Origin of the sequence: Streptomonospora arabica, from assembly GCF_039531585.1 — a bacterium.
Taxonomy (GTDB): domain Bacteria; phylum Actinomycetota; class Actinomycetes; order Streptosporangiales; family Streptosporangiaceae; genus Streptomonospora; species Streptomonospora halophila.
The window spans coordinates 124,956-144,942 of sequence record NZ_BAAAQI010000005.1; the positions used below are offsets into that span (position 1 = coordinate 124,956).

Below are 19,987 nucleotides of genomic sequence, written 5' to 3' on the forward strand. Positions count from 1 at the left end.
CTCAGCCGCTGCCGGGTCAGGCCGTGCGGAACTTGGCGGCGTCGAAGTTCGCCGCGCCCATGTTCTGGTTGGCGTCGTCGGCCATGGTCTGGTTACCGGACATGAAGGCCTGCTGCATGCCGCCCTGGCCCTGGTTGATGTTGGTCAGACCGGCGTTGAGCTCGGCCGTGATCGTGTCGGCGCGGCTCTTGAAGGAGTCGAACGCGGCCTTGCCGGCGCCGTTGAACCGGTTGGCCAGGGGCTCGGCGGCGTCGATCAGCTGGGTGATCAGGCTGCTGAGCTCGTCGCCCGTGCCCGAGGTGTTGCGGGTCAGGGTGGTCAGCGTCTGATCGCCGAAGTCCCAACGTGACATCTGTTCACCTGCTCCTCGGTTACCTGCTGTCTTCCGCGGTTGGACGCCTCCGCCGGGTCGCCGGTTCCGGCGATTAGGCGCAGACGGTAAAGAGGGAGGAACCGCCGCATAATTATATGGGTCATAATGACGATCGGCAGTCGGCTGCCGCCGGTGGGTGAAGCACCGTTTCTGGGGAGCGACCGCATGAAGTTCGAACACCTCGATCCGGCCGAACCGCCCGCTGAGGACGCTATCGGCGCCCACGGCCGCCCGGGTGGAGAGCCGCCCGAGCCCGTCGCCGACGCTGCGCCCGAGGCGGCGGAGCACGACGAGGGCACCGGCCCCGACGACGAGGCCGAGGCCGGCCGAGAGGCCGACCGGGACCCGCAGGCGCGCCTGAAGGCGTCGACCAGAAGGCTGTCGGCCCAGGTGAAGCTGGGTGCGGCGCAGATCGACGACAGTCTCACCAAGCTGTCGCACCGGGTCGCGGAGCTCCAGATGGCCGAAAGCGGCCAACGACCGGGGAGGCCCCCCTCCATCTTCCGCGCGGACCGCTTCGCCGCAGGTCGGAACGGGAGCCGTGCGGGCGCCGACAGCTCGGGGACGGCCGCGCGGCCGGTGTCGGCCGAGCCCGGCCGAAGCGCGGGCGGCGGAACGGTGGAACCGAACGCAGACAGTGAGCGCCCAAGCATCCGAGACCGGCGTTGAGAGGACGGGAGGGAACAGGCTCATGAGCGGCTGGGATATCCAGGCCCCCGAGGTGAACGGCGTCATGCAGACCGTCGGCGGGCATGTCAACGGCGGCGACGGCGAAGGCGGCCTGGTCGCCAAGATCGAGACGTTCGGCGGGCACGTCGGCGATGCCGGGACGGCCGCCGCCAGCGGTCCCATCGGCACCGCGCTGGAGGAGTTCGTCGGCGAGTACGGTCCCTCGCTGGAGGAGATGGTGCTCAAGAGCGGCAGCTGCATCAAGGGCTGCGTCGACGCCACCTCCGCCTACCTCGACGGCAACCTGCAGATGGCCTCCGACGCCCAGGGCAACGCCGGCAGCATCGAGGAACTCGACCTGTAGGGCTGCGGGCGGCCGCCCGCAAGGGCGGCGGGGCCGGGCCCCGCCGCGCGCCGGGTCAGCTGCGAACACCCCCCGCGGCGGTCGACGGCGACCGCCCGAGACGGGCCGCCGAGGTGCCCAACCCGGTCGGCCCCCACGAGAACCCCGCCCTCGGATCCGGGGCGTGCTTGCGCCGCAGGTAGTCGCCCTTGTAGCGGAGGCACGCGCGGTGCCACTCCAAGATCCCCGACATCCAGTACTTGAGCCCTTCGGCATGGCCGGTGATGACCGCCCGGGCGCGGTCGTCGAGCTCCCAGGCGTCGAGGAGGTCAGGGAGCCCGGTGGCCAGGATGTGCTCGAACTGCTCCATGCGGGCGCGCGCGAGGTCGACGACGATGTCGCGCGCGGTCTCGCGGCCGACGTCGAGGAAGTTCTCCGTGACCAGGACCATGTTGTGGACCTCGCCCTCGAACTCGATCTCCTTCTGGTAGGAGTACAGATCATTCAGGAAGCACGCGTAGTCCTGCGCGGCGGTTTCGAGTTCGCGCAGCGTACGAGTCTCATAGATCCCCTCGGGGATCTCCTCGTCGTGCGCGAGGCGCGAGAGTCCGATGGTCATGTCCGAGCCGAAGGTGCGCCGGCGCATCTCGATGTAGTCGACGGGATCGGGCACGCGGTTCAGTGCCTGGTTGTGCAGCTCCCACAGCCAGCTTTCGACCATGACCTGCACCGCGGTGCGGAAGCTGCGGCGCGCCTCGGGCCTCATCGGGCCCGCGGTGCGCAGCCACAGGTCGGCCAGGCCCCGTTCGAGTGGATTGGCGGGCTCGGGGGCGTCGTCCTCCTCGGTGTCCAGCGGCATGAACATCGGCAGCCGCTCGGTCTGGAGCTTGGCGGCTTCGAGGTTCCGGGTGGCGCCGAACCACCGGGGATAGGCGTCGTCGCCGTAGGTGCCCCAGGCCAGCCAGTCGCTGGAGAGGTGGAGCTGCTCCCGCTCGGCGTCGGCGTGGATCATCGACGCGCAGTAGGCGAGGTCGAGGTCGAGGAAGTCCTGCTCGTTCCAGACCGCGCCGGTGCCGGTGCCGGGTACGTGCTCCAGCATGCCCATGTCGCGCGCCCAGCCGACCGCGTAGACGCGGGCGTCGTCCAGGTGAGGGCTGCGGACGAGGGGGAACGGCATGTACATCGGCTCGCACTCCAGCTCGCCGACCTGCGGGAGCAGCGGCTGGGCGTGCTGGCGCGACCTGCGGCGCAGGCCCGGCTCGACCGAGGACAGGGCCGGGCGCGCGGCCGAGGTGCCCAGGCCGGTCGGTCCGCCGAGGCCGCCCGAGCGCGCGGCGGCGCCGTCGTTCATGTACCGGCTGGAGCGGGCGTGCCATTCGTGCCCGCCGGCCTGCCAGTCCTGCAGGCCCTTGGCGAACGCGGCGACGGCCGCCTGCCGGCCGGGCGGCAGTCCGCGCTCGGCCATCAGCGCGGGGGTCTCGACCAGGGCGGTGTCCTCGAACTGCAGCATCCGCGAGGTGAGCAGGTCGTTGACCAGCACGGCGGCCTCCTGCGTGGAGCAGTCGAAGAACCGCTCCAGGACGAGCACGGCGTTGGAGTTCTCGCCCTCCTCGCGGACCTCGCGCTGGTAGGAGAACAGGTCGTTGCGCAGGTGCACGGCGTCGGCGAAGGTGTCGACGAGCACGGATACCGGCCGCGAGCCCGCAAGCTCCGGCGGGACCTCGGCGCCCGCGGCGACCTCGACCAGGTTGGCCGACCAGGGCGCTCCGCCGACCCGGCGGCGCATCTGGATGTACTCGATCGGGTTGGCCACGCGGTTGCGCTTGATGTTGTCGAGCTCCCACATGGACTCGACCATCAGGTTGTGCGTGCTGAGGATGAAGCGCCGCCGCCAGTCGTCGGACATGTGCGGCACGGTGCGCCGCCAGAGGTCGCGCAGCCCCGCCTCTGCGGCGTTGGCGGGCTCGGGCGGGTCCTCGCCGTCGGCGGTCATGAAGCGTTCGAGGCCGTCGACGTAGTCCTGGCCGCCGGCGAGGTCGCCGGTGTACTTGAACATCTCCAGGAAGTGGTCGTCGAAGAAGAACACCCACACGTACCAGTCGGTGATCAGGTCGAGGGTGGGTCCGTCGCAGTCGGGATGCGTGTAGGCGCACAGCAGCGCGTAGTCCATGACGGCGAGGTCGTGCTCGTCCCACACCAGTCCGCCTCGGGGCGCCGGGGTGTCGAGCATGCCCATCCGCCGCGCCCACTCCATCGTGTGCCGGCGGGACCGTTCGACGTGCTGATTGATCCGGGCCGGGTGCGACAGGTAGAAGTCGGGCAGTGTGAACGCGTCCATCCGCGTACCTACTCTCGTCGACCTGCTGGTGCTATTTCACCTTCCGGATCTTATTGGTGGCGTTCGGTCGCATGCGGGGGTGCTGATTCGCGATTGCGCAAGGTGAGGCAGACGTGGCGGCGGAGGAAGCCTGATATGCGTGGAGCAGGCGATTCGCGGCTTTCCCCAAGTGGTGTGCCTCCGCAGGCGAGCGGTGGCATTGCGCGAATGGAACGGAGAATGACGGTGTCTGCGGTAGCGCGGTGGACGACCCGGTGCGCCCCCGGGCCGACGGATCGTCGGCCGCGCGCCGGTTCCCTTTCGAGGTGCGTGCGACGTGGGAATCGGCAGACCGCGAACGACGGTACGCGCTGGCCGGAATCGGACGGCCGGTACCGGGAGACCCGGAGCGAATGGTCTCCTGACGACGACCCCCTGCCCTGTGGTCGTGCGCGCGTGAGTGACGAGAATCGGCGAGTTCCGGCGGTGCGGCTTTGAGCGGCGTGATCAATCCAGAAGAGGTGCCCGTCCCCCAGGTCGACTGCGACGCGGTCGAGACAGCGGGGGAGAACCTCAAGGGCGACGGCACCGACGTCTCCCAGGCGGGGCAGGACATCAAGTCCTCCTGGAAGGGACTCGAAGGGATCTACGCCGCCCCGGAGGCGGAGACGCTGTTCGCCGCGATCGACCCCGTGGCCTCGAAGGGCGACGACTTCGACGAGGCGGTCACCAAGGTCGGCACCGCGCTGATCACGTTCGCCGGCGAGGTCCGGCCGATCAAGGCGCGGCTCAAGACCCTGAAGGCCGACGCGGAGTCGTTCGTCTCCGACATCGAGGGCGACGACGACTGGCGCGAGGACGAGGACAAGGTCAACGAGCACAACGACCTGAACAACGACATCCTCCAGGCCCTGTACGAGTACCAGCGCGCCGAGCGCGACTGCGCCAACACGATCACGGCGCTGTTCGGCGGCACCACGTTCGTCGCGCAGGACCCGGGAGGCGGCGGCGACCTGGGGCCCGACGAGGAGGCCTACGGCACGTCCGAGGCGCTGAAGGACGTCGAGACCCCCTGGGCCAAGCCGCAGGAGTACGACGCCCCCTGGTACGAGGACGCGTGGGACGGCGTGAAGGACTTCGGCGTCGGCATCGCCGAGGACCTGGGCAGCCTGGTCGGCCTGTACGGCGAGAACGGCTGGGGCGTCAGCTCGTGGAGCGAGTGGGGCACCAACCTCAAGAACAACTGGGGCGACACCCTCGCCGGCCTGGGCAGCCTGGTCGGGCTCTACGGCGAGGACGGCTGGGGCGTCAGCTCCTGGGGCGAGTGGGGCAGCAACCTCGGCAACGGCTGGAAGGAGTTCGCCCACGCGATCGTGCCCTGGCGCGAGTGGGGCGACCGGCCGGGGTATGTCATCACGCAGAGCGTTCTCAACGTCGGCAGCATGTTCGTGGGCGGCGCCGGCGTGGTCAAGGCGCTGGCCAAGGGGGCGCGCAAGGTCGGGGGCGACGGCTCGCACGACTCCGGCGGCGACTCCAACGGCGACGGTTCCGACCAGCAGCAGGTCAACACCCAGGAGCTGCAGTCGGTCGGCAACCGGCCGGGGCAGCAGAGCACTCAGGACCTGCAGAACCAGCTGGACGACCTCGACATCGACCAGCAGCAGCTCGACGGTATCCAGAACTCGCTGGACGAGGCCGAGGGCTTCGACACCCAGCCGACCCCCGTCGGCGGCGGCGACCCCGTCGACGCCGGCGGGAACCGCCCGGGGGGAGACGGCGGCTCCGGCGGGAACTCCGCACCGGACGGCGACAACACCCCGCTCGACCCGGTGGACACGGACCCGGTGGACGGCGTCGACAACGACGCTCCGGACGGCGACACGACGCCGGACGGCGACACGGTCCCGGAGGGCGACACCACGCCCGAGGGCGACAGCGTTCCGGAGGGTGACACGGTTCCGGACGGGGACGGCACTCCCGACGGCGACAGCGTTCCGGAAGGCGACACGGTCCCGGAGGGTGACACGGTTCCGGACGGGGACGGCACCCCCGACGGCGACAGCGTTCCGGAAGGCGACACCACGCCCGAGGGCGACGACGCTCCCGGCGACCCGGCGGACACCGATCAGGTAGACGACATCGACGGCGACGGTGCGGACGGCGACTCCGCCGACCCCGACGGGGACGGCGACACGACTCCGGACGGCGACTCCGGCACCGACCCGAGCGAGTACCCCGGCCACGTCGACGAGGACGGCGTCCGCCGCTTCGACACCGACGAGGCGGGCGAGCAGTACGGCGAGGAGGTCCTCCGCCCGGAGACCTACGACAGGCTGACCGACTCGCAGCGCGAAGGGCTGGAGGACTACACCCGCCAGTCCTGGCTCAACCCGATCCTGCGGAAGCAGGCGTCGATCGAGTCCATTCTCCAACGGAAATGGGACAACGTCGGGCCCGGCATGCACCTCATGGACATGGTCGACGGGCGTGTCACCATGGACGACGTCGAGCACGCCTACGACCATCCGGAGAACCTCACCGGCGAGCAGCGGCAGATCGTCGACGACATCATGGCGTCGGAGAACCCGGACGCGCGGCTCGAACAGTGGATCAACAGCGCCGGCGGCCGCGGCCGGATGATCCAGTCGTTCGACGGGTTCCCTACGCCGGAGGACGTCCGCAACCGCATCGACGACATCGACGCCGGCATGCGCAGCGTCGAGCTTCCCGAGGACGTCGAGGTGATCCGCGGCCTCCACGACTTCAGCTTCATGAAGGGCTTCGACCCCAGCAGCCCCAACGCCTACGAGGCGCTGAAGAAGATGGTCGGCGAGACCCAGACCGAGGACGCCTACATGTCGACGTCGGTCGGCAGGAACCCCACCGTCGTCGACAACAACCCGTTCGAGTACAAGTTCCACCTCAACGTGCCCGAGGGCGCCCACGGCGTCTGGATGGGCAAGAGCAGTATCTACCCCGACCAGAGGGAGCTGATCCTGCCCCGCGGCACGGAGTACAAGATCACCGGTGTGGAGCGGCTCCCGGACGGCAGTATTAAGGTGGACGCCGACGTCCTGCTTCCCGACGAGAACAAGGGGTGAGGGGTGTGAGCAGCGAGAATGGAGCGGCCGCTTCGGCTGGTACGCCCTCGGGGGCGAGGACGCCCGGCGTCGGCTACTCGGCGCAGGTCTCGGGGCCGGTGCGCTACCTCCCTGTGGAACTGGGCGGTGCGGTGATCGGCTACCTCTACGCGGGGGTGCGCACCAGCGGGGCGTCCTTCCTCCGCCGGCTCAGCGCCCAAGGCGTCAAGGAGGGGTTCAACGCCGCCAAGGTGTGGACCGAACGGCTGGAGCAGGCCTACGCGGAGCGGCTGCCCGCCGAAGAGGCGCTGCGGCGGTGGATCGGCGCGGAGGAGCATCCCGTCGCGGGCGCGGTCCCGGCCGGTGCGGAGTTCACCGAACTCGGCGGCTACGAGGAGCTGCGGCGGCTGGCCAACCCGGGCCACACCGAGGCGCCGGTGCCTCCGGCTCCGCCCGAGCCCGAGTACTTCCCGGACGGCACACCGGTCGACCGGTCGAAGGGCTGGGGGCCGCTGAGCCCGTTCCGGACCGACAGCCCCGGCTACACCATGGCTACCGATTCGGCGGTGCGCTACGTGCCCGCCTATCGCGGCGACCTTCTCCTCGGGTACCTCTGGGTGGCCGAATCCGACGACGCGGCCGGCTTTGTCCCCCGCGTCAAGGCGCGCGTCGACGGCCACCGTGCCGAGAGTCGGTGGATCTCGCGGATGAAGGAGGCCGAGAGCAACGGGCTAAGCCCGTTCGGGATGCTGCGCAGCTGGGTCGGCGCCGAGGAGGACCCCAATGCCGGCAGCATCCCCGCGGACGCCGAGGAGCAGCGGGCGCCGAACCTGGGGGAGCTGAAGCGCCGCGCGCGAGACTGAGCCGCCCGGGCGCGACTGGCGGCGGAATGCGGGGACATGGACGCGGAGACGTGGCTCAGCCCGAGGCTGACCGAGGACGTGCGCCTCCAGCCGGTGGGCCGCCGGCGCGGCTACGCGTCGACCTGCTCGGGCCCGGTGCGGCATCGGACCGTGGCACGGGATCGCGGCGAGTCCGTCCTGGGCTACCTGTGGTTCTCCGCCGCGGAGAACGCCGCGGGCTCGAACCCGCAGCGGACAACGACGGCTCCGCAGACGGGGCGGAAGATCCACGCGCACAATGAGAGGTCCGTAATGGCTCGCTTGGACAGTGACGGGGTGACCGTGCTGGTGCCCACCTGCGGTGAGCTGCCCAACGGCACCCTGTGGGACGGCGTCGAACGCCTGCAGCCGGGAGATGGCGGCTACGACGAGGCGCTCGCCGAAGCTCAGCTCCGGGCACGGATCGAGGCCCGGTCACCGCGGACCGAGCCGTCTGAAGAAGAACTGGACGAGGCCATTACAGCGTTCAAGTTCGAATAGTCGGGCAACAGGTTCTCCCAGGTAGACCTCGTACCGCGCCGGCCCGGAGGGTTCACGGGCATTGCGGCGTCTTGGTACTCCGGCCGTCGATCGCGATCAGGCCGGTGCCGCCCACTCCGCCCGAGGCCGTCCCGGCCCGCCCGGGCCTGTCGGCCCCCCATCCCGTGTGCCCCTGGTGCGCCCGGTGGCGATCCGCCAGAATCTGCTGCCATGGTGCGACGAATTCGCGGTGACCCCGATGTCCCGCCCTACGCCGGAAGCCCGGAGCAGCGGGAGGCGAAGCGAAAGCGGGACGAGCGCCAGGAGGCGTACCGCCGCACATCCGGCGGCTCGCCGAAACGAGTGCCGCGACGATGGCCGATCCGCAGACCATCGCCGAGCGCCTCAACGAAGAGGGCGCTTGCCACGACGGCCCGTGGGACCCCTTCGAGGTCGTGTCCCGCATCGAGAGCCTGTGGGCGGGACACCCGGGGCGAGGGCCTCGGTCTGCCTGTCAGCTGTCGAGTGCCGAGTCCGGGAGCGAGGCGAGGGTCCGGCCCACATCCTCCAGGTCGTCCGCCGACAGGCCGGGCCAGCCGTGGACCGACGCGCGCCAGCGGGGCGGAACCGCCGAGGCACCCCAGCGGGCGCCGAGGAGGGCGCCGGCGATAGCGGCGACGGTGTCGGTGTCGTCGCCCGCCCGTACGGCGTTCTCCAGGGCGGCCGCGAGGTGGTCCCCGCCCTCGCCCTGTGTCGTGGCGACCGCCGACCAGGCGGCCTGCAGCGCCGGTACCACGAATCCGTTCGGGGAGAACGCGTGCGGCGGCGCCTGCTCCGCCTCGTCCAGCCGGGCCGCCCAGGGGTCGCGGCGCCCGGCCGGGAGCAGGTCCAGGCCGGCGCGCACGCCCGCGAAGCCGCCGCCGCCGACCGCGCGGCGGACGCCCTCGCACCACAGGACGCACGCCTCCTCGGCGAGCGGGTCGGCGTGGGTGAGCCTGCTGACCAGGCGCGCCGCGGCTGCGGTGCGTTGCGGGTCGTCCGGGAAGCACAGCCCGATCGGCCCGGTGCGCATCAGCGACCCGTTGCCGGCGCTGGGCACACCCGCGTCGTAGCGCTCGCGCGCCGCCGCGAGCATCGCTTCGGCCACACCGGGCGATCCGCGCTTCGACGCCGCCGCGCCCAGGACCGCTCGGGTCTGGTTGCCGATGTCGCTGGCTCCCTCGAACATCCAGGTCAGGAAGTTCTCGGCGACGGCATCGAGCGCCCCGCCGCCGACGGCGCCCGCGCGGCCGCCGTCGCCCGCGCCTTCCGCGGCGCCCGCGTAGGGCGCGCCCGCGAACGCGCGGGCGATGCAGGCCGCCATCTGCGTGTCGTCGCTGTACTCGCCGGGACGGTAGGGGCCCAGCCCGCCGCCGGCCATCTCGGGGCGCGTGTCGGGCCCCAGGCGCGCCGCGAACTCGTAGGGTACGCCCAGCGCATCGCCGCAGGCCGCGCCGAGCAGCACGCCCGCCGACCGGTCGAGCCGCTCCTGCTCCTGCTCTCGTGCGGGGTGGGTGTCGCTCACGCAGATCCTTCCTCGGGGGTTCGGGCCGGGGTGCGGCGGGACCGGACCGGCGCGGGCGCAGCGGGCTCAGCCCGCCCGCCCGGCGCCCTCCGGCTGGAGATGGGCCATCAGCGTGCGGAACGCGTTCCAGGCCTCGGGATCGGTACCGTCGCCGAGCGGATACCACATCGCCGGAGCGCGTGCGGGTCCCACACGCTCCCCCGGAGCGGGGGCGCCTTCGGCGTGGGCGATCCCGATCTCGGCGACCGTCTCCGCCCCGATCGCCATCCCCACCGGCACGGGCACGCCCGACCACACCGGCGGGTAGGTCAGGTCCGCCCGGCCGGCGAACCGCTGGACGGTCATGCTCGTCAGCGCCCCGCGGTCGGCGAACCCCCGGCACACGCCGCGCAGCCGCTCCAGCGCGGGATCCACCCCCTCCGGGTAGCCCACGGCGAAGGTGACGACCTCCTTGACCCCTTCGACGACGCGCGTCGACCGGTGGGTGCCGATGAACGGGCGCTGCGCGGTCCCGGGCCCGGTGAAGACCGTCCACGTCGACTGCGGCGACCGGCGCCGGCACAGCGCCGTCAGACGCGCGGTGTCCCAGTGCGACAGCGCCGGCTCGCTGGTGCCCCAGCCGGCCGGGTCCGCGCCGCCGAACGCCTGGGCCAGCAGTTCGATCCCCGTACCCAGGACCAGGCCCTCGCGGGCCTTGTGCCGCAGCCGCAGGTCGATCCAGAGCTGGCTGCCGGGTTCCCGGACGGGGCGCATGAACGTGGGCGTGGGGCCGTGCTGCACCCGGTGGCTCTTGCCCACCACGAACCCGGCCCGCCGGTCCCAGGCCAGCGGCACGCCGGAGAACCCGTCGAAGTAGCCGCTGCCGTCGGACTCCTCGACGACCCACCGCGCCTTCGGGTTCTGCAGGACGCTGCGCAGCGGCAGCGTGAGACGCGTATCGGGGGAGGTGAGCACCTGCAGCGACCTGTCGTCGGCGCCGCAGGCGGACAGCGCGTCGGTCAGCCACGACGACAGCGGCACCACGTCGCGGTCCTGCACCACGACGGCGGCCTGCTCGGTGGCGGTGTCGACAGCGGGGTGGTCGGCGACCACGGTCACCTCCTCCCCCCGTCCGCGCCGCCGGCGTCCGCCGCCGCGTCGGCGCCGGCCGCTCCCGGTGCCGGCGGCGCGGACGCGCGCTGCGGCCAGACCGCACCGCCCAGCCGTCCCGCCAGGGCGTCGGCGAACCGGTGGGCCAACGCGGCCGCGTCGTCGCCCGCCCCCGGCGCGCGGGCCTCCACCCACCAGCACGGGTCGGGCATGTCCGCGGCCGCCCGGGCGCCGAGCAGCCGGGCGACCTCGTCGGGCACCTCGACTTTCTGGGCCGCCTCGATCGCCAGCAGCGAGCGTCCGGAATCGTCGGTGAGCCGGAGGACGGCGCCCTCGCCCGCGCCCACGACCTTCAGATCGGGCCCCGCGTCGACCATGGCGTCCACCAGCGCCCGCACGTCGGGCGCGCGCCGCACCAGCGCGACGACGTCGTATGTCACCGGCTCTCATCTCCCGTCCCGGTATCCGCGTCCAGAATCGCCGTCTGCATGAGACGCGGGGACCGGCCGCGGCGGATCCACCGTCCTCGACCGGGCGGCTGGTAGTTGGCGTAGATCTTGGGGAAGAGCTGCCCCTCGCTGCGGTCGCCCGACATCAGCAGGGAGCTGGCGCCGGTCTCGCGCATGGCCTGCACGAGCGGGTCGTACAGCCCGCGCCCGGCGCCCGCCACGCGGCGGCCGAGAACGAAGTGCAGGCCGATGTCGCGCCCGTTGGACACGAACGGCACGAACGGGGTCAGCGGCTTCTGGCCGGCGGTGGTGAGCAGGTCGTAGTCGTCGACCAGGACGACGATGCGCGGCCCGCCGAGCGTCCCGGTATCGGCCGAATCGGGGTCGGCGTCATCGGGCATGCGCCCTTCCAGCTCCTTGGCCACGCCCCCGGCCAGCCCCTGGCACACCCGCGCGTTGCTGGCGTAGCCGCCCAGATACGCCTCGGGGATGACGTTGCGCAGCGTGCGGCGCGGGTCCATGACCGCGAACACGACCTGGTCGGAGGGGTAGCGGGCGATGAGCCCCTCGGCCACCAGCCGCAGGAGGTTGGTCTTGCCGCATTCACCGTCGCCCAGCACCAGCAGGTTCTGATCGCGGTCGAACAGGTCGAGCAGCACGGGTTCAAGACCCTGCTCGTCGACGCCGATCGGCACCTGGGTGGGCTCGGTCTCGGGGCCGGGCAGCGTCGCCGCGGGCAGCAGGTGCGGCAGGATCCGTACGGGCGGAGCCGTCGTCCCCTTCCACGCGGTGCCGATGGCGCGGCACGTCTTCTCCACGACCTCGCCGAGGTTGTCGTCCTCGGCCAGCGAGTCCACACGCGGCAGCGCGACCTGGCCGAACAGCTTCTGGTCGGTGAGCGCCCGGCCCGGCGTGTCGGCGCCCAGGGTCTCGGCGAGCTTGCGGTCCACCGAGGAGTCGGAGGGGTCGTTGAGGTGCAGCTCCAACTTCTGCCCGAAGTTGGACTGCATGGCGATGCGGACGTCGTTCCAGCGCAGCATGGCCGCCACGACGTGGATGCCGTAGCCGCCGCCGCGCTGGAGCAGGTCCTTGACCGTGTCGTCGATCTCCTCGAAGTCGCTGCGGATCGCGCCGTAGCCGTCGATGAGCAGGACGACGTCGGCGCTGGGCAGATCGGGCACCTCGCCGCGCGCGTGCATGCGGCGCAGCTGCTGGATGGAGTCGATGCCGCGGTCGCGGAACACCTCCTGGCGCCGCTCCAGCATCGCGCGCACCTCCTCGACGGTGCGGCGCACGCGCTCGGCGTCGGTGCGCGCGGCCACCCCGCCGACGTGCGGCAGGTCGGCCAGGGCCTGCAGCCCGCCGCCGACCAGGTCGAGCGCGTAGCAGGAGACCTGGTCGGGGGTGTGCGTCAGCGCCAGTGAAAGCACCATGGTGCGCAGCAGCGTGGTCTTCCCGGTCTGCGGGCCGCCGATGATCGCGAAGTGCCCGCCCGAGGCCGACAGGTCGATGCTCCAGGTGCCCTGCCACTGGCGGGCGGCGTCGTCCAGCAGCCCGACCGGGACCTGCATCGGCCCGGGCGGCTGGGGCAGCCGCATGGCCTCGTCGGCGATGCGCACCGGGCCGGTCACCGCGTCCAGCGTGGTCGCCGACGGCAGCGGCGGCAGCCACACGCTGCGGGTGGGCTCGCCGACCCGGGTCAGCTGGTCGACCATCACGTCCAGCAGGGTGGGGCCCACGGTGCGGTCGGGCAGCGCCGACTCCTCGTCCTCGGAGGAGTCGGCCTGGGCGCCCTGGTGGGCGGCCCCGGCGCCGTTGTAGGCCGTGTAGGGGTACACCGGCGGCGGCCCCTCCCGCTCGTCGGCCTCCTCGGCGGCCACCTGGCCGCGGTAGGCGCCCGACACGTAGCCCGCCTTGAACCGCTGGTAGACGCTGGTGTCGACCTTGAGGTAGCCGAAGCCCGGCAGCGCCGGCAGGTGGAAGGCGTCGGGGGTGTCCAGGACCGTGCGGCTCTCCTCCTCGGAGAACGTGCGCAGGCCCAGCCGGTAGGACAGGTAGGTCTCCAGGCCGCGCAGCTTGCCGCTCTCGATGCGCTGGCTGGACAGCAGCAGGTGGACGCCGATGCTGCGTCCGATGCGGCCGATCGACAAGAAGAGCTGGATGAAGTCGGGGCGCGCGGTCAGCAGCTCGCCGAACTCGTCGATGATGACCAGCAGGTGGGGCAGCGGCGGCAGGCTGGGGTCGTGGGCGCGCTTGTAGTGGTAGTCGCCGATGTTGGCGACGTTGCCCGCGTCGCGCAGCACCTGCTGCCGCCGCTGCACCTCGCCGGAGAGGCTGGAGTAGGCGCGCTCGATCAGCGCGGCGTCGTCCTCCAGGTTGGTGATGACCCCTGCGACGTGCGGCATCTCCTCGAAGGGGGCGAAGGTCGCGCCGCCCTTGTAGTCGACCAGCACCATGCTGACCCGCTCGGGCGGGTGGGAGGCGGCCAGGGCGATGACCAGGGTCCGCAGCATCTCGCTCTTGCCGGAGCCGGTGGCGCCCACACACAGCCCGTGCGGTCCCATGCCCAGCTGCGCGGACTCCTTGAGGTCCAGGATGATCGGCTGGCCCAGGTCGTCGGCGCCGATGGGCACCCGCAAGAAGCCGCGCTCGCTGCGCGGCGCCCACAGCCGGGCCACGTCCATGTCACCGGGGTCCTCCACGCCCAGCATCGCGGTGAAGTCGGAGCTGCCGCCCTCCGCGGCGGCCTCCTCGACGGACTCGCGCGAGAGGCGCAGCGGCGCCAGCATGCGCGCCAGGCCGGTGATGTCGCCGATCCCGACGCCGTCGACGGTGCCGACGGCCGCCGCGCCCGCGGGGTCGTCCCTGCGCAGGTCCTCGATCCGGACCCGGTCGCCCTCGACGGTGATGCGCACGCTCACGTCGCCGGGCTCGTGGATCTGCGCGGCGGCGAGGTGCACGACGGTAGCGCCCAGCGCCGCGGGCGGAACCGCGTCGTCGGGGCGCACCAGCTCCTGGGCGACCGAGCCGTGGGTGTCGTGCACGACCAGCAGGCGCCGCATCGTCTGGTAGGCCTCGCGCTTGCCCATGCCGCGCCGCAGCTCGGCCGCGAAGTCGGTGCGGGCGCGCAGGTCGTCGGCGAGCAGCGTGCCGAGCTTGGCGGGGGTGGGCGCGATCAGCCGGGCGTAGGCGCCGTGCTCGCGGCGCTCGTGGTCGAGCGCCTGCGGCAGCCACTTCACCCACTCCCAGTCGGCCGCCGCCGACGAGGGGTGGGCCACCGCGAGGGAGACGTCCTCGGGCGCGTGGAACACGGCGAACTGCGCGAGCAGGGAGCGCATCGCCCGCAGCACGTCGGCGCGCTCGCCGATGACGCTGATGTTGCCGGTCATGTCCAGCGGCAGGGTCAGCGGCATCTCGGGCACGTGCTCGAAGCGCCGGATCGCGGCCTGGGCCTCCGACAGCATGAACGGGTCGGTGGGGGTGAGCGCCGACCCGCGCTCGCCCAGCCGCAGCGGCTGGCCCGGCATCGACCCCGTGCCCAGACGCACCCGCAGGAAGTCGCGGTCCCTGCGGCGGCGCTCCCACAGCCGCGTGGGGTCGCGCACGACGTCGTAGAGCGCCGCCGGCGGAGGGTCGAGCAGCTGTGCGTACTCGCGCGCCGCGTCCTCGCGGCCGCTGAGGTCCTCGCGCAGCTCCTCCAGGTACTCCAGGTAGAGCTCGCGCTGGTTGCGGCGCTGGCGCGCGGCCTGGCCCCGGCGGGAGAGCAGCATGCCCAGTGCGGCGCACAGCGCGATCACCAGCACCAGGGCGCCGAGCGCCATGAACGCGGGGTTGCGCAGGACCATCATGACGGTGAGCGAGCCCATCATGGCGATCATCGGCAGAATGGACATGAGCTGGTTGCCCTGCGCATTGCCGTCGGGCAGGGTCGGCGGCGCCTCCACGTCGTAGGGCTCGCGCTGGGGCGAGGGGTGGACGGTGCGTGCCGGCCGATGCACTACGCGGGTGGTCACCAGCGCTCCTTTCCGCCTGGACGGGGACGATCCTATTCGGCGCGACGGGTTCCTCCCCTACCGTAATCGCGAGCGGTCCGGGCGGCGCGGGCCGCGATCCGCCGGTGGCGGACGCGGAGGGAGCCGCGCAGGCGCGCCGCGCGTCAGAGCAGGAGGGAGGGGACGGTCCGTGCACGAGCTGGAGATCGCCGGCGACGTCCACGCGCTGCTCGAAGGCCTGCTGCCGGTCTCCCTGCCCGGCGCCGGCTTCGACCGGGAGGCCTCGGCGGTGGTCCTCGGGTTCGGCTGGACCGAGCTGAGCGCGTCCACCTGGGGGCTGCTGGAGCGCTGCGCGGCGGCCGAGCGGGCCGAGTGGCCGGGAGTGGTCGACTCCTGGCTGCGCGAGACCGCCGACCGGGCCGCGATGGCCGTCGCCGAGATCGAGCTGCTGGGCGACGTGCGCGAGCTGCTGCGCATCCGCCTGGTACCGGCCATGTCCGAGGAGCGGCGCCGCGAGCTGGTGTGGACCCCGGCCGGCGCGCACTTCGACGCTCTGGTGGTGGTGGAGCACCCCGAGTACGGCGCACCGCTGACCCGGCACCGGGCCGGGCTGCTGCAGCTGCGGCGGCTGGGCTACGCGCTGCGCCAGACGCGCGAGCGCGAGCTGGCCGACGTCGTCGACTTCACGCGCCCGCTGGCCGCCGGGGGCGAGGTGCGGGTGGTCACCAAGCCGGGCAGCGCCTATGTGACGGTGCTGCTCAGCGAGCTGGACGAGCTGCTCGCCGAGGAGGACGGCGACGCCGCGCTGGTGGCGGTGCCGCGCTTCGACACGCTGATGGCGTACCCGCTGGCCTCGCGGGCGGCGCTGAAGGCTTTGCCCGCGTTCGCCGCGGAGGCCGCCGCACTGCACGAGAAGGCGGAGGAGCCGTGCTCGCGGCGGGTGTACCTGTGGCGCGCGGGAGAGCTGGCGGCCGTGGACCCGCGGCCGCGGCGGGCGCGTGCACAGGTGAAGGCGGTCCTGCGGGAGACCGGCCTGCTGCGCCGCAGGAGCAAGAGCGCCCGCGGCGGGCGGAGCGCGGGCGGCGACCGGGAGGCGTAGCGGGCCGCCGTCCCGGACCGCCCGCGAGAACGGGAAACGACCCGCCGGAACCGTCGACGGGGCGCCCCGTAGGCGAGAGGCGCAGGAAAGGCACGTGGCGCGACGGGCTTTGGGGCGCCGGCCGATTGGCCGCATCAGGCCGCGGCCCCCGGATGTGGCCGCACACTTATCGTCGTTCCCCGCCGTCCCTGCAGCCCCGGCAATATCGGCCCGCACCCCTCTTCGGGTTCGCGGCACCGCAATCGGAGCCCGAACAGCGCCGCGGGGCCGGGGGATGGGGTTCCGGGCGTACGTTCCGCCACCGATCGGCTTCCGAGCAGGTCACGGGGCACGAATTTCGGTCACGACGTGCCGCGCCATTCGGGTTGGGACACTGGACCCGCGGCGGGACTATCGGCTCTCCTTTGGGTATCCGCCGGGTATCCGGCGAGTGGCAGGGCTCGGAGGGGAGGGGCGCGTGCTGGACGGCGATTGGCTCGCAGAGACCGGGGCGGAGATCCGCGGCGTCCTGAAGGTGATGGTGGACGCCGGGTGGCTTCCGGGCGGGACCGCCGTAGTCGGAACCGACAGCATGTGGGAGTTCGTGTCCGTCGGAGGGATCGGCGAGACCGTCGGCGACCACCCCGCGGCGCCCGACGTCCGCTACGACGTCGCGAGCCTGACCAAGGTCATGGCCACCTGGCCGCTGATGGGGCGCGTGGTGGCCGAGGGGCTCGTCGGGCTCGACGCCCCGCTGGGCTCCTACTTCTCCGGCGGCCCCTTCCCGGGAGGGCAGGTCACGGCGCGCCAGATCCTCACCCACACGTCGCGGCTGAACCCGGTCACCTGGCTGGAGCGCTACGTCGGCACCGAGCAGGACCTCGCCGAGGCGATCCTCGCCGAGCCGCTGGACGAGGAGGGCTACCGCTACATCGACCGCGGGTTCATCCTGCTGGGACTGCTGCTGGAGCGGCTGCTGGGCGACCCGCTGGACCGGTTGGCGGGCGAGCTGTGGTCGGTGGCCGGCATGCCCTCGACCACCTACGGCCCGCTGTCGCGTTCGCCGGCGGTGGCGCCCACCGAGCGCCGCATCCCCGGCACGGCTCCCACCTGGGGCGTCGTCCACGACGAGGCGGCCGCGCTGATGGGCGGCGTCGCCGGCCACGCCGGGGTCTTCACCACGGCCATCGACCTGGGCGTGTTCGCCCGCGACCTGCTCCGGGTGCACGACCGCTCGCGGGGGCGGCGGGACGCGTTCTCCGAGTACCTCCGCCAGAGCTGGCGCCCGCAGGTGCCGGCGGACGAGCACTTCTCCCGCGGCCTGGCCTGGCTGGTCACCGACGACGGGCTGGTGTACCACCACGGCTACACGGGGGTCAGCCTGTTCCTGCACCCCGCTACCGGCCGCTACGTCGGCCTGCTCACCAACGCCGTCCACCACGGCCGCCGGCGGACCGGCCTGTTCGACCTGAGGGCGGCGGTGCGGGCCTCCTTCGCCGACTGATGCGCCGAGGCGCCGGGGCGGGCCGGTGCCGAGCGGGACCGGGACGGGGTCAGGGCCGGTGCGCGCCGCCCGGGTGCCCAGGCGGCGCCGCATCGGGAGCGCGGTGGAGCCGCCGCCAGGCGAGCAGGCCGCCGACTCCGGGCACGAGCGCCGTGCACCGGGCCGCGGCGCCGGCGCGCTGCTCGCGCCAGACCGCGACGACGACGAACAGGTAGGCGCAGCCGTGGGAGGGGCCCAGCACCGAGGACACCGCTTCGAGGTGGACGGTCGCCAGGTTGGCCAGCATGAGGGCCAGCGTGGCGAGCTCGGCGTGCGCCGCGATGCGCAGATGGAGCAGGCGCATGGTCAGGCGCTCGTGGTCGAGCCGGGGCGGACGATCATCAGCACGGTGACGACCACCCACAGCAGGTTGAACACGCCGGTGAGCATGGCCAGGCGGGCCGGTGTCCGGGCAGCGGCGGCGGGGTCCGGGGCCTGCGCGGGGGCGAGCGCCGCACCCTGGTCGGGCAGGATCCGCAGGGCCAGGACGGCGGCGGCCGCCGCCGTCAGCACGATCGAGGCGACCAGCCACGGGCTCGTGAGCACGCCGAGGCTGCTCGCTGTGGCGAAGCCGAAGACGGGCACCGCGATCCCGACCGCCGCGTAGACGCGGCAGATGCGGTGCAGGATCCGCAGGCCCGTGACCGCGGCGCCGTCGCCCGGTGCGCTGTAGGCGCGGCGCAGGGCGGCGGGGAACATGCTCGCGGCGACGGCGACCGGTCCGACCGCCAGGACGGCGGCCACGACATGCAGGGAAAGGAAGAGCTTCGTCATGGCGGTCAGAGCTCCGCGGCGGCGGGGTCGGTGCGCTCGGCGCGGCGGTGCCCGGCGACCTTGGAGGCGGGGAGGCGGCCGGCAGCGGCGGTGCCGGTCAGCGTGTCGCCGTCGACCTCCGCCGCGAAGGCCAGGTTGAGCCGTATGGGCTTGGTGACGGCCTGCTTCCAGGTGAGCCGGTCGCCGTCCAGGACGAGGCCGGTCAGCGGGACCTCCTCTCCCGCCCCGTGGGCGGAGCCGGTCAGGACGCCGTCCTCGCGCCGGAGTTCGAGTACGGCGCTGATCGTGCCGACGGGAGTGGAGACGGACAGGTCCCAGGTGCCTTCGACGGGCATGCTGCTGCTCTTTCTGACGGAGCCGCGGGTGCGGCGCGATGCGGGGCGGCGGGCGTCCCGCGCGTAGCGGCGGGCGGGTGGGGCTGCGAGGGCGCGGAGGTGGGGGAGCGCGGAGGCGGAAGGGCACGCCCGTGGGGGGCACGCGGGTCCGAAGACGCGGAGCCCGCGCGGGATCAGAAGGCGGCGGGGGACAGGCCCCGGTCCCGCCACACGGTGCCGCGGCGCTCGTGCTCGAAGAGGTCCTCGACGGCGTGCGCGACTCGCGGACCGACCTCGCGCTCCAGCATGTACAGGGCCAGGTCGAGGCCGGAGGTGACGCCGCCGCCGGTCACGAGGTCGCCGTCGTCCACGACGCGGGCCCGCACCGCGCTGACGCCCGTGGCGTCGAGCATATCCAGGCCCAGGTGGTGGGTGGTGGCGTGGCGCCCTTCCAGCAGCCCGGCCATCGCCGGGATGAGGGAGCCGCCGCACACTCCGCAGACGGTCACCCGCGGGTCCCGCAGCGCCTCGGCCAGCAGCGCGGGCAGCTCCGTGGTCAGCGTGCGGGCCAGCAGCGTCGGTATGTGCTCGTCCTGGTGCTCGTCGCCGATCCGCCCGGCGGCTCCCGGCACCAGCACCAGTCCGGGGCGCGTGGGGTCGAGCGCCGCCGCGGCGCGCAGGGCCAGACCGCCGGAGCCGCTGACCACCTCGCGCGGCCCTTCGGCGGAGACCAGCTCGACGCTCACCCGGCCGCCCGATGCCGAGCCGCCGGCGTGGAACACCTCGAAGGGGGCGATGACGTCGAGGGGGTCGAAGCCGTCGAAGAGGACGATCTGGGTGTGCATGAACAGGGTCCTTTGCACGCTGCGGATGCGGCCTGAGCCGATGTCGCAACCGACGCTAGCGGGCGGCGACTCCGCCGCCCAGTGGCGCGAGTGACACCTTGCAACGGAAAACCGACAGATCCAATGACCGGCCCGTGAGCTGGGACGAGAGTCGCACTACGGTCGCCGCGGCTGGGCGCTACCTCCGGCGGAGGGG

17 protein-coding genes are annotated in these 19,987 nt (G+C 72.9%); 7 read left to right on the top strand and 10 right to left on the bottom strand.

Going from position 1 to position 19,987, the window contains the following annotated elements; translation table 11 throughout:
• Positions 1-16 precede the first annotated feature (16 nt).
• Complete coding sequence (locus tag ABD284_RS10760; RefSeq protein WP_344142613.1) at positions 17-352, bottom strand: hypothetical protein; 336 nt, start codon at positions 350-352, stop codon at positions 17-19.
• A 186-nt stretch (positions 353-538) separates the two neighbouring features.
• Here ABD284_RS10760 and ABD284_RS10765 point away from each other — a divergent pair, with 186 nt between their 5' ends.
• Both ABD284_RS10765 and ABD284_RS10770 read left to right on the top strand, forming a co-directional pair.
• Positions 539-1,042 (top strand): hypothetical protein, encoded by a 504-nt coding sequence (locus ABD284_RS10765; RefSeq protein WP_344142615.1) that lies wholly within the window; start codon positions 539-541, stop codon positions 1,040-1,042.
• A gap of 22 nt (positions 1,043-1,064) precedes the next feature.
• A complete protein-coding gene (locus tag ABD284_RS10770; protein ID WP_344142617.1) occupies positions 1,065-1,406 on the top strand; it encodes a DUF6507 family protein in 342 nt (113 codons plus the stop codon).
• A 55-nt stretch (positions 1,407-1,461) separates the two neighbouring features.
• Here ABD284_RS10770 and ABD284_RS10775 read toward each other — a convergent pair whose 3' ends face one another.
• Positions 1,462-3,723 (bottom strand): terpene synthase family protein, encoded by a 2,262-nt coding sequence (locus ABD284_RS10775; protein WP_344142618.1) that lies wholly within the window; start codon positions 3,721-3,723, stop codon positions 1,462-1,464.
• A gap of 482 nt (positions 3,724-4,205) precedes the next feature.
• On the opposite strand from ABD284_RS10775, the gene ABD284_RS10780 reads away from it, so the two are divergent.
• From ABD284_RS10780 to ABD284_RS10790, 3 genes are read left to right on the top strand one after another with little or no spacing between them, the layout of a single operon-like run.
• Entirely contained in the window at positions 4,206-6,803 is a 2,598-nt protein-coding gene (locus ABD284_RS10780; RefSeq protein WP_344142619.1) for an ADP-ribosyltransferase, read from the top strand.
• 5 nt (positions 6,804-6,808) lie between these two features.
• On the top strand, positions 6,809-7,645 hold the full coding sequence (locus ABD284_RS10785) for a hypothetical protein (protein ID WP_344142620.1): 837 nt from the start codon (positions 6,809-6,811) through the stop codon (positions 7,643-7,645).
• Between the two features lie 36 nt (positions 7,646-7,681).
• Positions 7,682-8,164 (top strand): RNA-binding protein, encoded by a 483-nt coding sequence (locus ABD284_RS10790; RefSeq protein ID WP_344142621.1) that lies wholly within the window; start codon positions 7,682-7,684, stop codon positions 8,162-8,164.
• A 493-nt stretch (positions 8,165-8,657) separates the two neighbouring features.
• On the opposite strand, the gene ABD284_RS10795 is transcribed toward ABD284_RS10790, so the two are convergent.
• The 4 genes from ABD284_RS10795 to eccCa form a co-directional block, all read right to left on the bottom strand.
• Positions 8,658-9,707: an ADP-ribosylglycohydrolase family protein gene (locus tag ABD284_RS10795; protein WP_344142622.1), complete on the bottom strand. Its 1,050-nt coding sequence runs from the start codon at positions 9,705-9,707 to the stop codon at positions 8,658-8,660.
• A 66-nt stretch (positions 9,708-9,773) separates the two neighbouring features.
• Complete coding sequence (locus ABD284_RS10800) at positions 9,774-10,799, bottom strand: DUF6177 family protein (protein ID WP_344142623.1); 1,026 nt, start codon at positions 10,797-10,799, stop codon at positions 9,774-9,776.
• Between the two features lie 2 nt (positions 10,800-10,801).
• Positions 10,802-11,236, bottom strand: a complete 435-nt coding sequence (locus ABD284_RS10805; RefSeq protein WP_344142624.1) for a hypothetical protein — start codon at positions 11,234-11,236, stop codon at positions 10,802-10,804.
• Entirely contained in the window at positions 11,233-15,258 is a 4,026-nt protein-coding gene (gene eccCa / locus ABD284_RS10810) for a type VII secretion protein EccCa (RefSeq protein WP_344142625.1), read from the bottom strand. Before eccCa ends, ABD284_RS10805 begins: the two co-directional genes overlap by 4 nt.
• Positions 15,259-15,427: 169 nt before the next feature.
• On the opposite strand from eccCa, the gene ABD284_RS10815 reads away from it, so the two are divergent.
• Together ABD284_RS10815 and ABD284_RS10820 are read left to right on the top strand one after the other, a co-directional pair.
• Positions 15,428-16,336, top strand: coding sequence for a hypothetical protein (locus tag ABD284_RS10815; RefSeq protein WP_344142626.1), 909 nt, complete (start codon positions 15,428-15,430; stop codon positions 16,334-16,336).
• A gap of 457 nt (positions 16,337-16,793) precedes the next feature.
• Entirely contained in the window at positions 16,794-17,819 is a 1,026-nt protein-coding gene (locus ABD284_RS10820) for a serine hydrolase domain-containing protein (protein ID WP_344142628.1), read from the top strand.
• Positions 17,820-17,868: 49 nt separating this feature from the next.
• On the opposite strand, the gene ABD284_RS10825 is transcribed toward ABD284_RS10820, so the two are convergent.
• The 4 genes from ABD284_RS10825 to ABD284_RS10840 form a co-directional block, all read right to left on the bottom strand.
• A complete protein-coding gene (locus tag ABD284_RS10825) occupies positions 17,869-18,162 on the bottom strand; it encodes a hypothetical protein (protein WP_344142629.1) in 294 nt (97 codons plus the stop codon).
• Positions 18,163-18,164: 2 nt separating this feature from the next.
• Positions 18,165-18,632 carry a DUF2269 family protein gene (locus ABD284_RS10830; RefSeq protein WP_344142630.1) on the bottom strand — a complete coding sequence of 156 codons (468 nt, stop codon included), beginning with the start codon at positions 18,630-18,632 and terminating at the stop codon, positions 18,165-18,167.
• A gap of 5 nt (positions 18,633-18,637) precedes the next feature.
• Entirely contained in the window at positions 18,638-18,967 is a 330-nt protein-coding gene (locus ABD284_RS10835) for a hypothetical protein (protein WP_344142631.1), read from the bottom strand.
• A gap of 173 nt (positions 18,968-19,140) precedes the next feature.
• Entirely contained in the window at positions 19,141-19,791 is a 651-nt protein-coding gene (locus ABD284_RS10840; protein WP_344142632.1) for a DJ-1/PfpI family protein, read from the bottom strand.
• Positions 19,792-19,987: the final 196 nt, after the last annotated feature.

Coding starts and splice junctions, on each gene's coding strand:
- ABD284_RS10770 (WP_344142617.1), top strand. CDS start 1,065: ATGAGCGGCTGGGATATCCAGGCCCCCGAGGTGAACGGCGTCATGCAG.
- ABD284_RS10760 (WP_344142613.1), bottom strand. CDS start 352: ATGTCACGTTGGGACTTCGGCGATCAGACGCTGACCACCCTGACCCGC.
- ABD284_RS10765 (WP_344142615.1), top strand. CDS start 539: ATGAAGTTCGAACACCTCGATCCGGCCGAACCGCCCGCTGAGGACGCT.
- ABD284_RS10775 (WP_344142618.1), bottom strand. CDS start 3,723: ATGGACGCGTTCACACTGCCCGACTTCTACCTGTCGCACCCGGCCCGG.
- ABD284_RS10840 (WP_344142632.1), bottom strand. CDS start 19,791: ATGCACACCCAGATCGTCCTCTTCGACGGCTTCGACCCCCTCGACGTC.
- ABD284_RS10825 (WP_344142629.1), bottom strand. CDS start 18,162: ATGCGCCTGCTCCATCTGCGCATCGCGGCGCACGCCGAGCTCGCCACG.
- ABD284_RS10790 (WP_344142621.1), top strand. CDS start 7,682: ATGGACGCGGAGACGTGGCTCAGCCCGAGGCTGACCGAGGACGTGCGC.
- ABD284_RS10830 (WP_344142630.1), bottom strand. CDS start 18,632: ATGACGAAGCTCTTCCTTTCCCTGCATGTCGTGGCCGCCGTCCTGGCG.
- ABD284_RS10835 (WP_344142631.1), bottom strand. CDS start 18,967: ATGCCCGTCGAAGGCACCTGGGACCTGTCCGTCTCCACTCCCGTCGGC.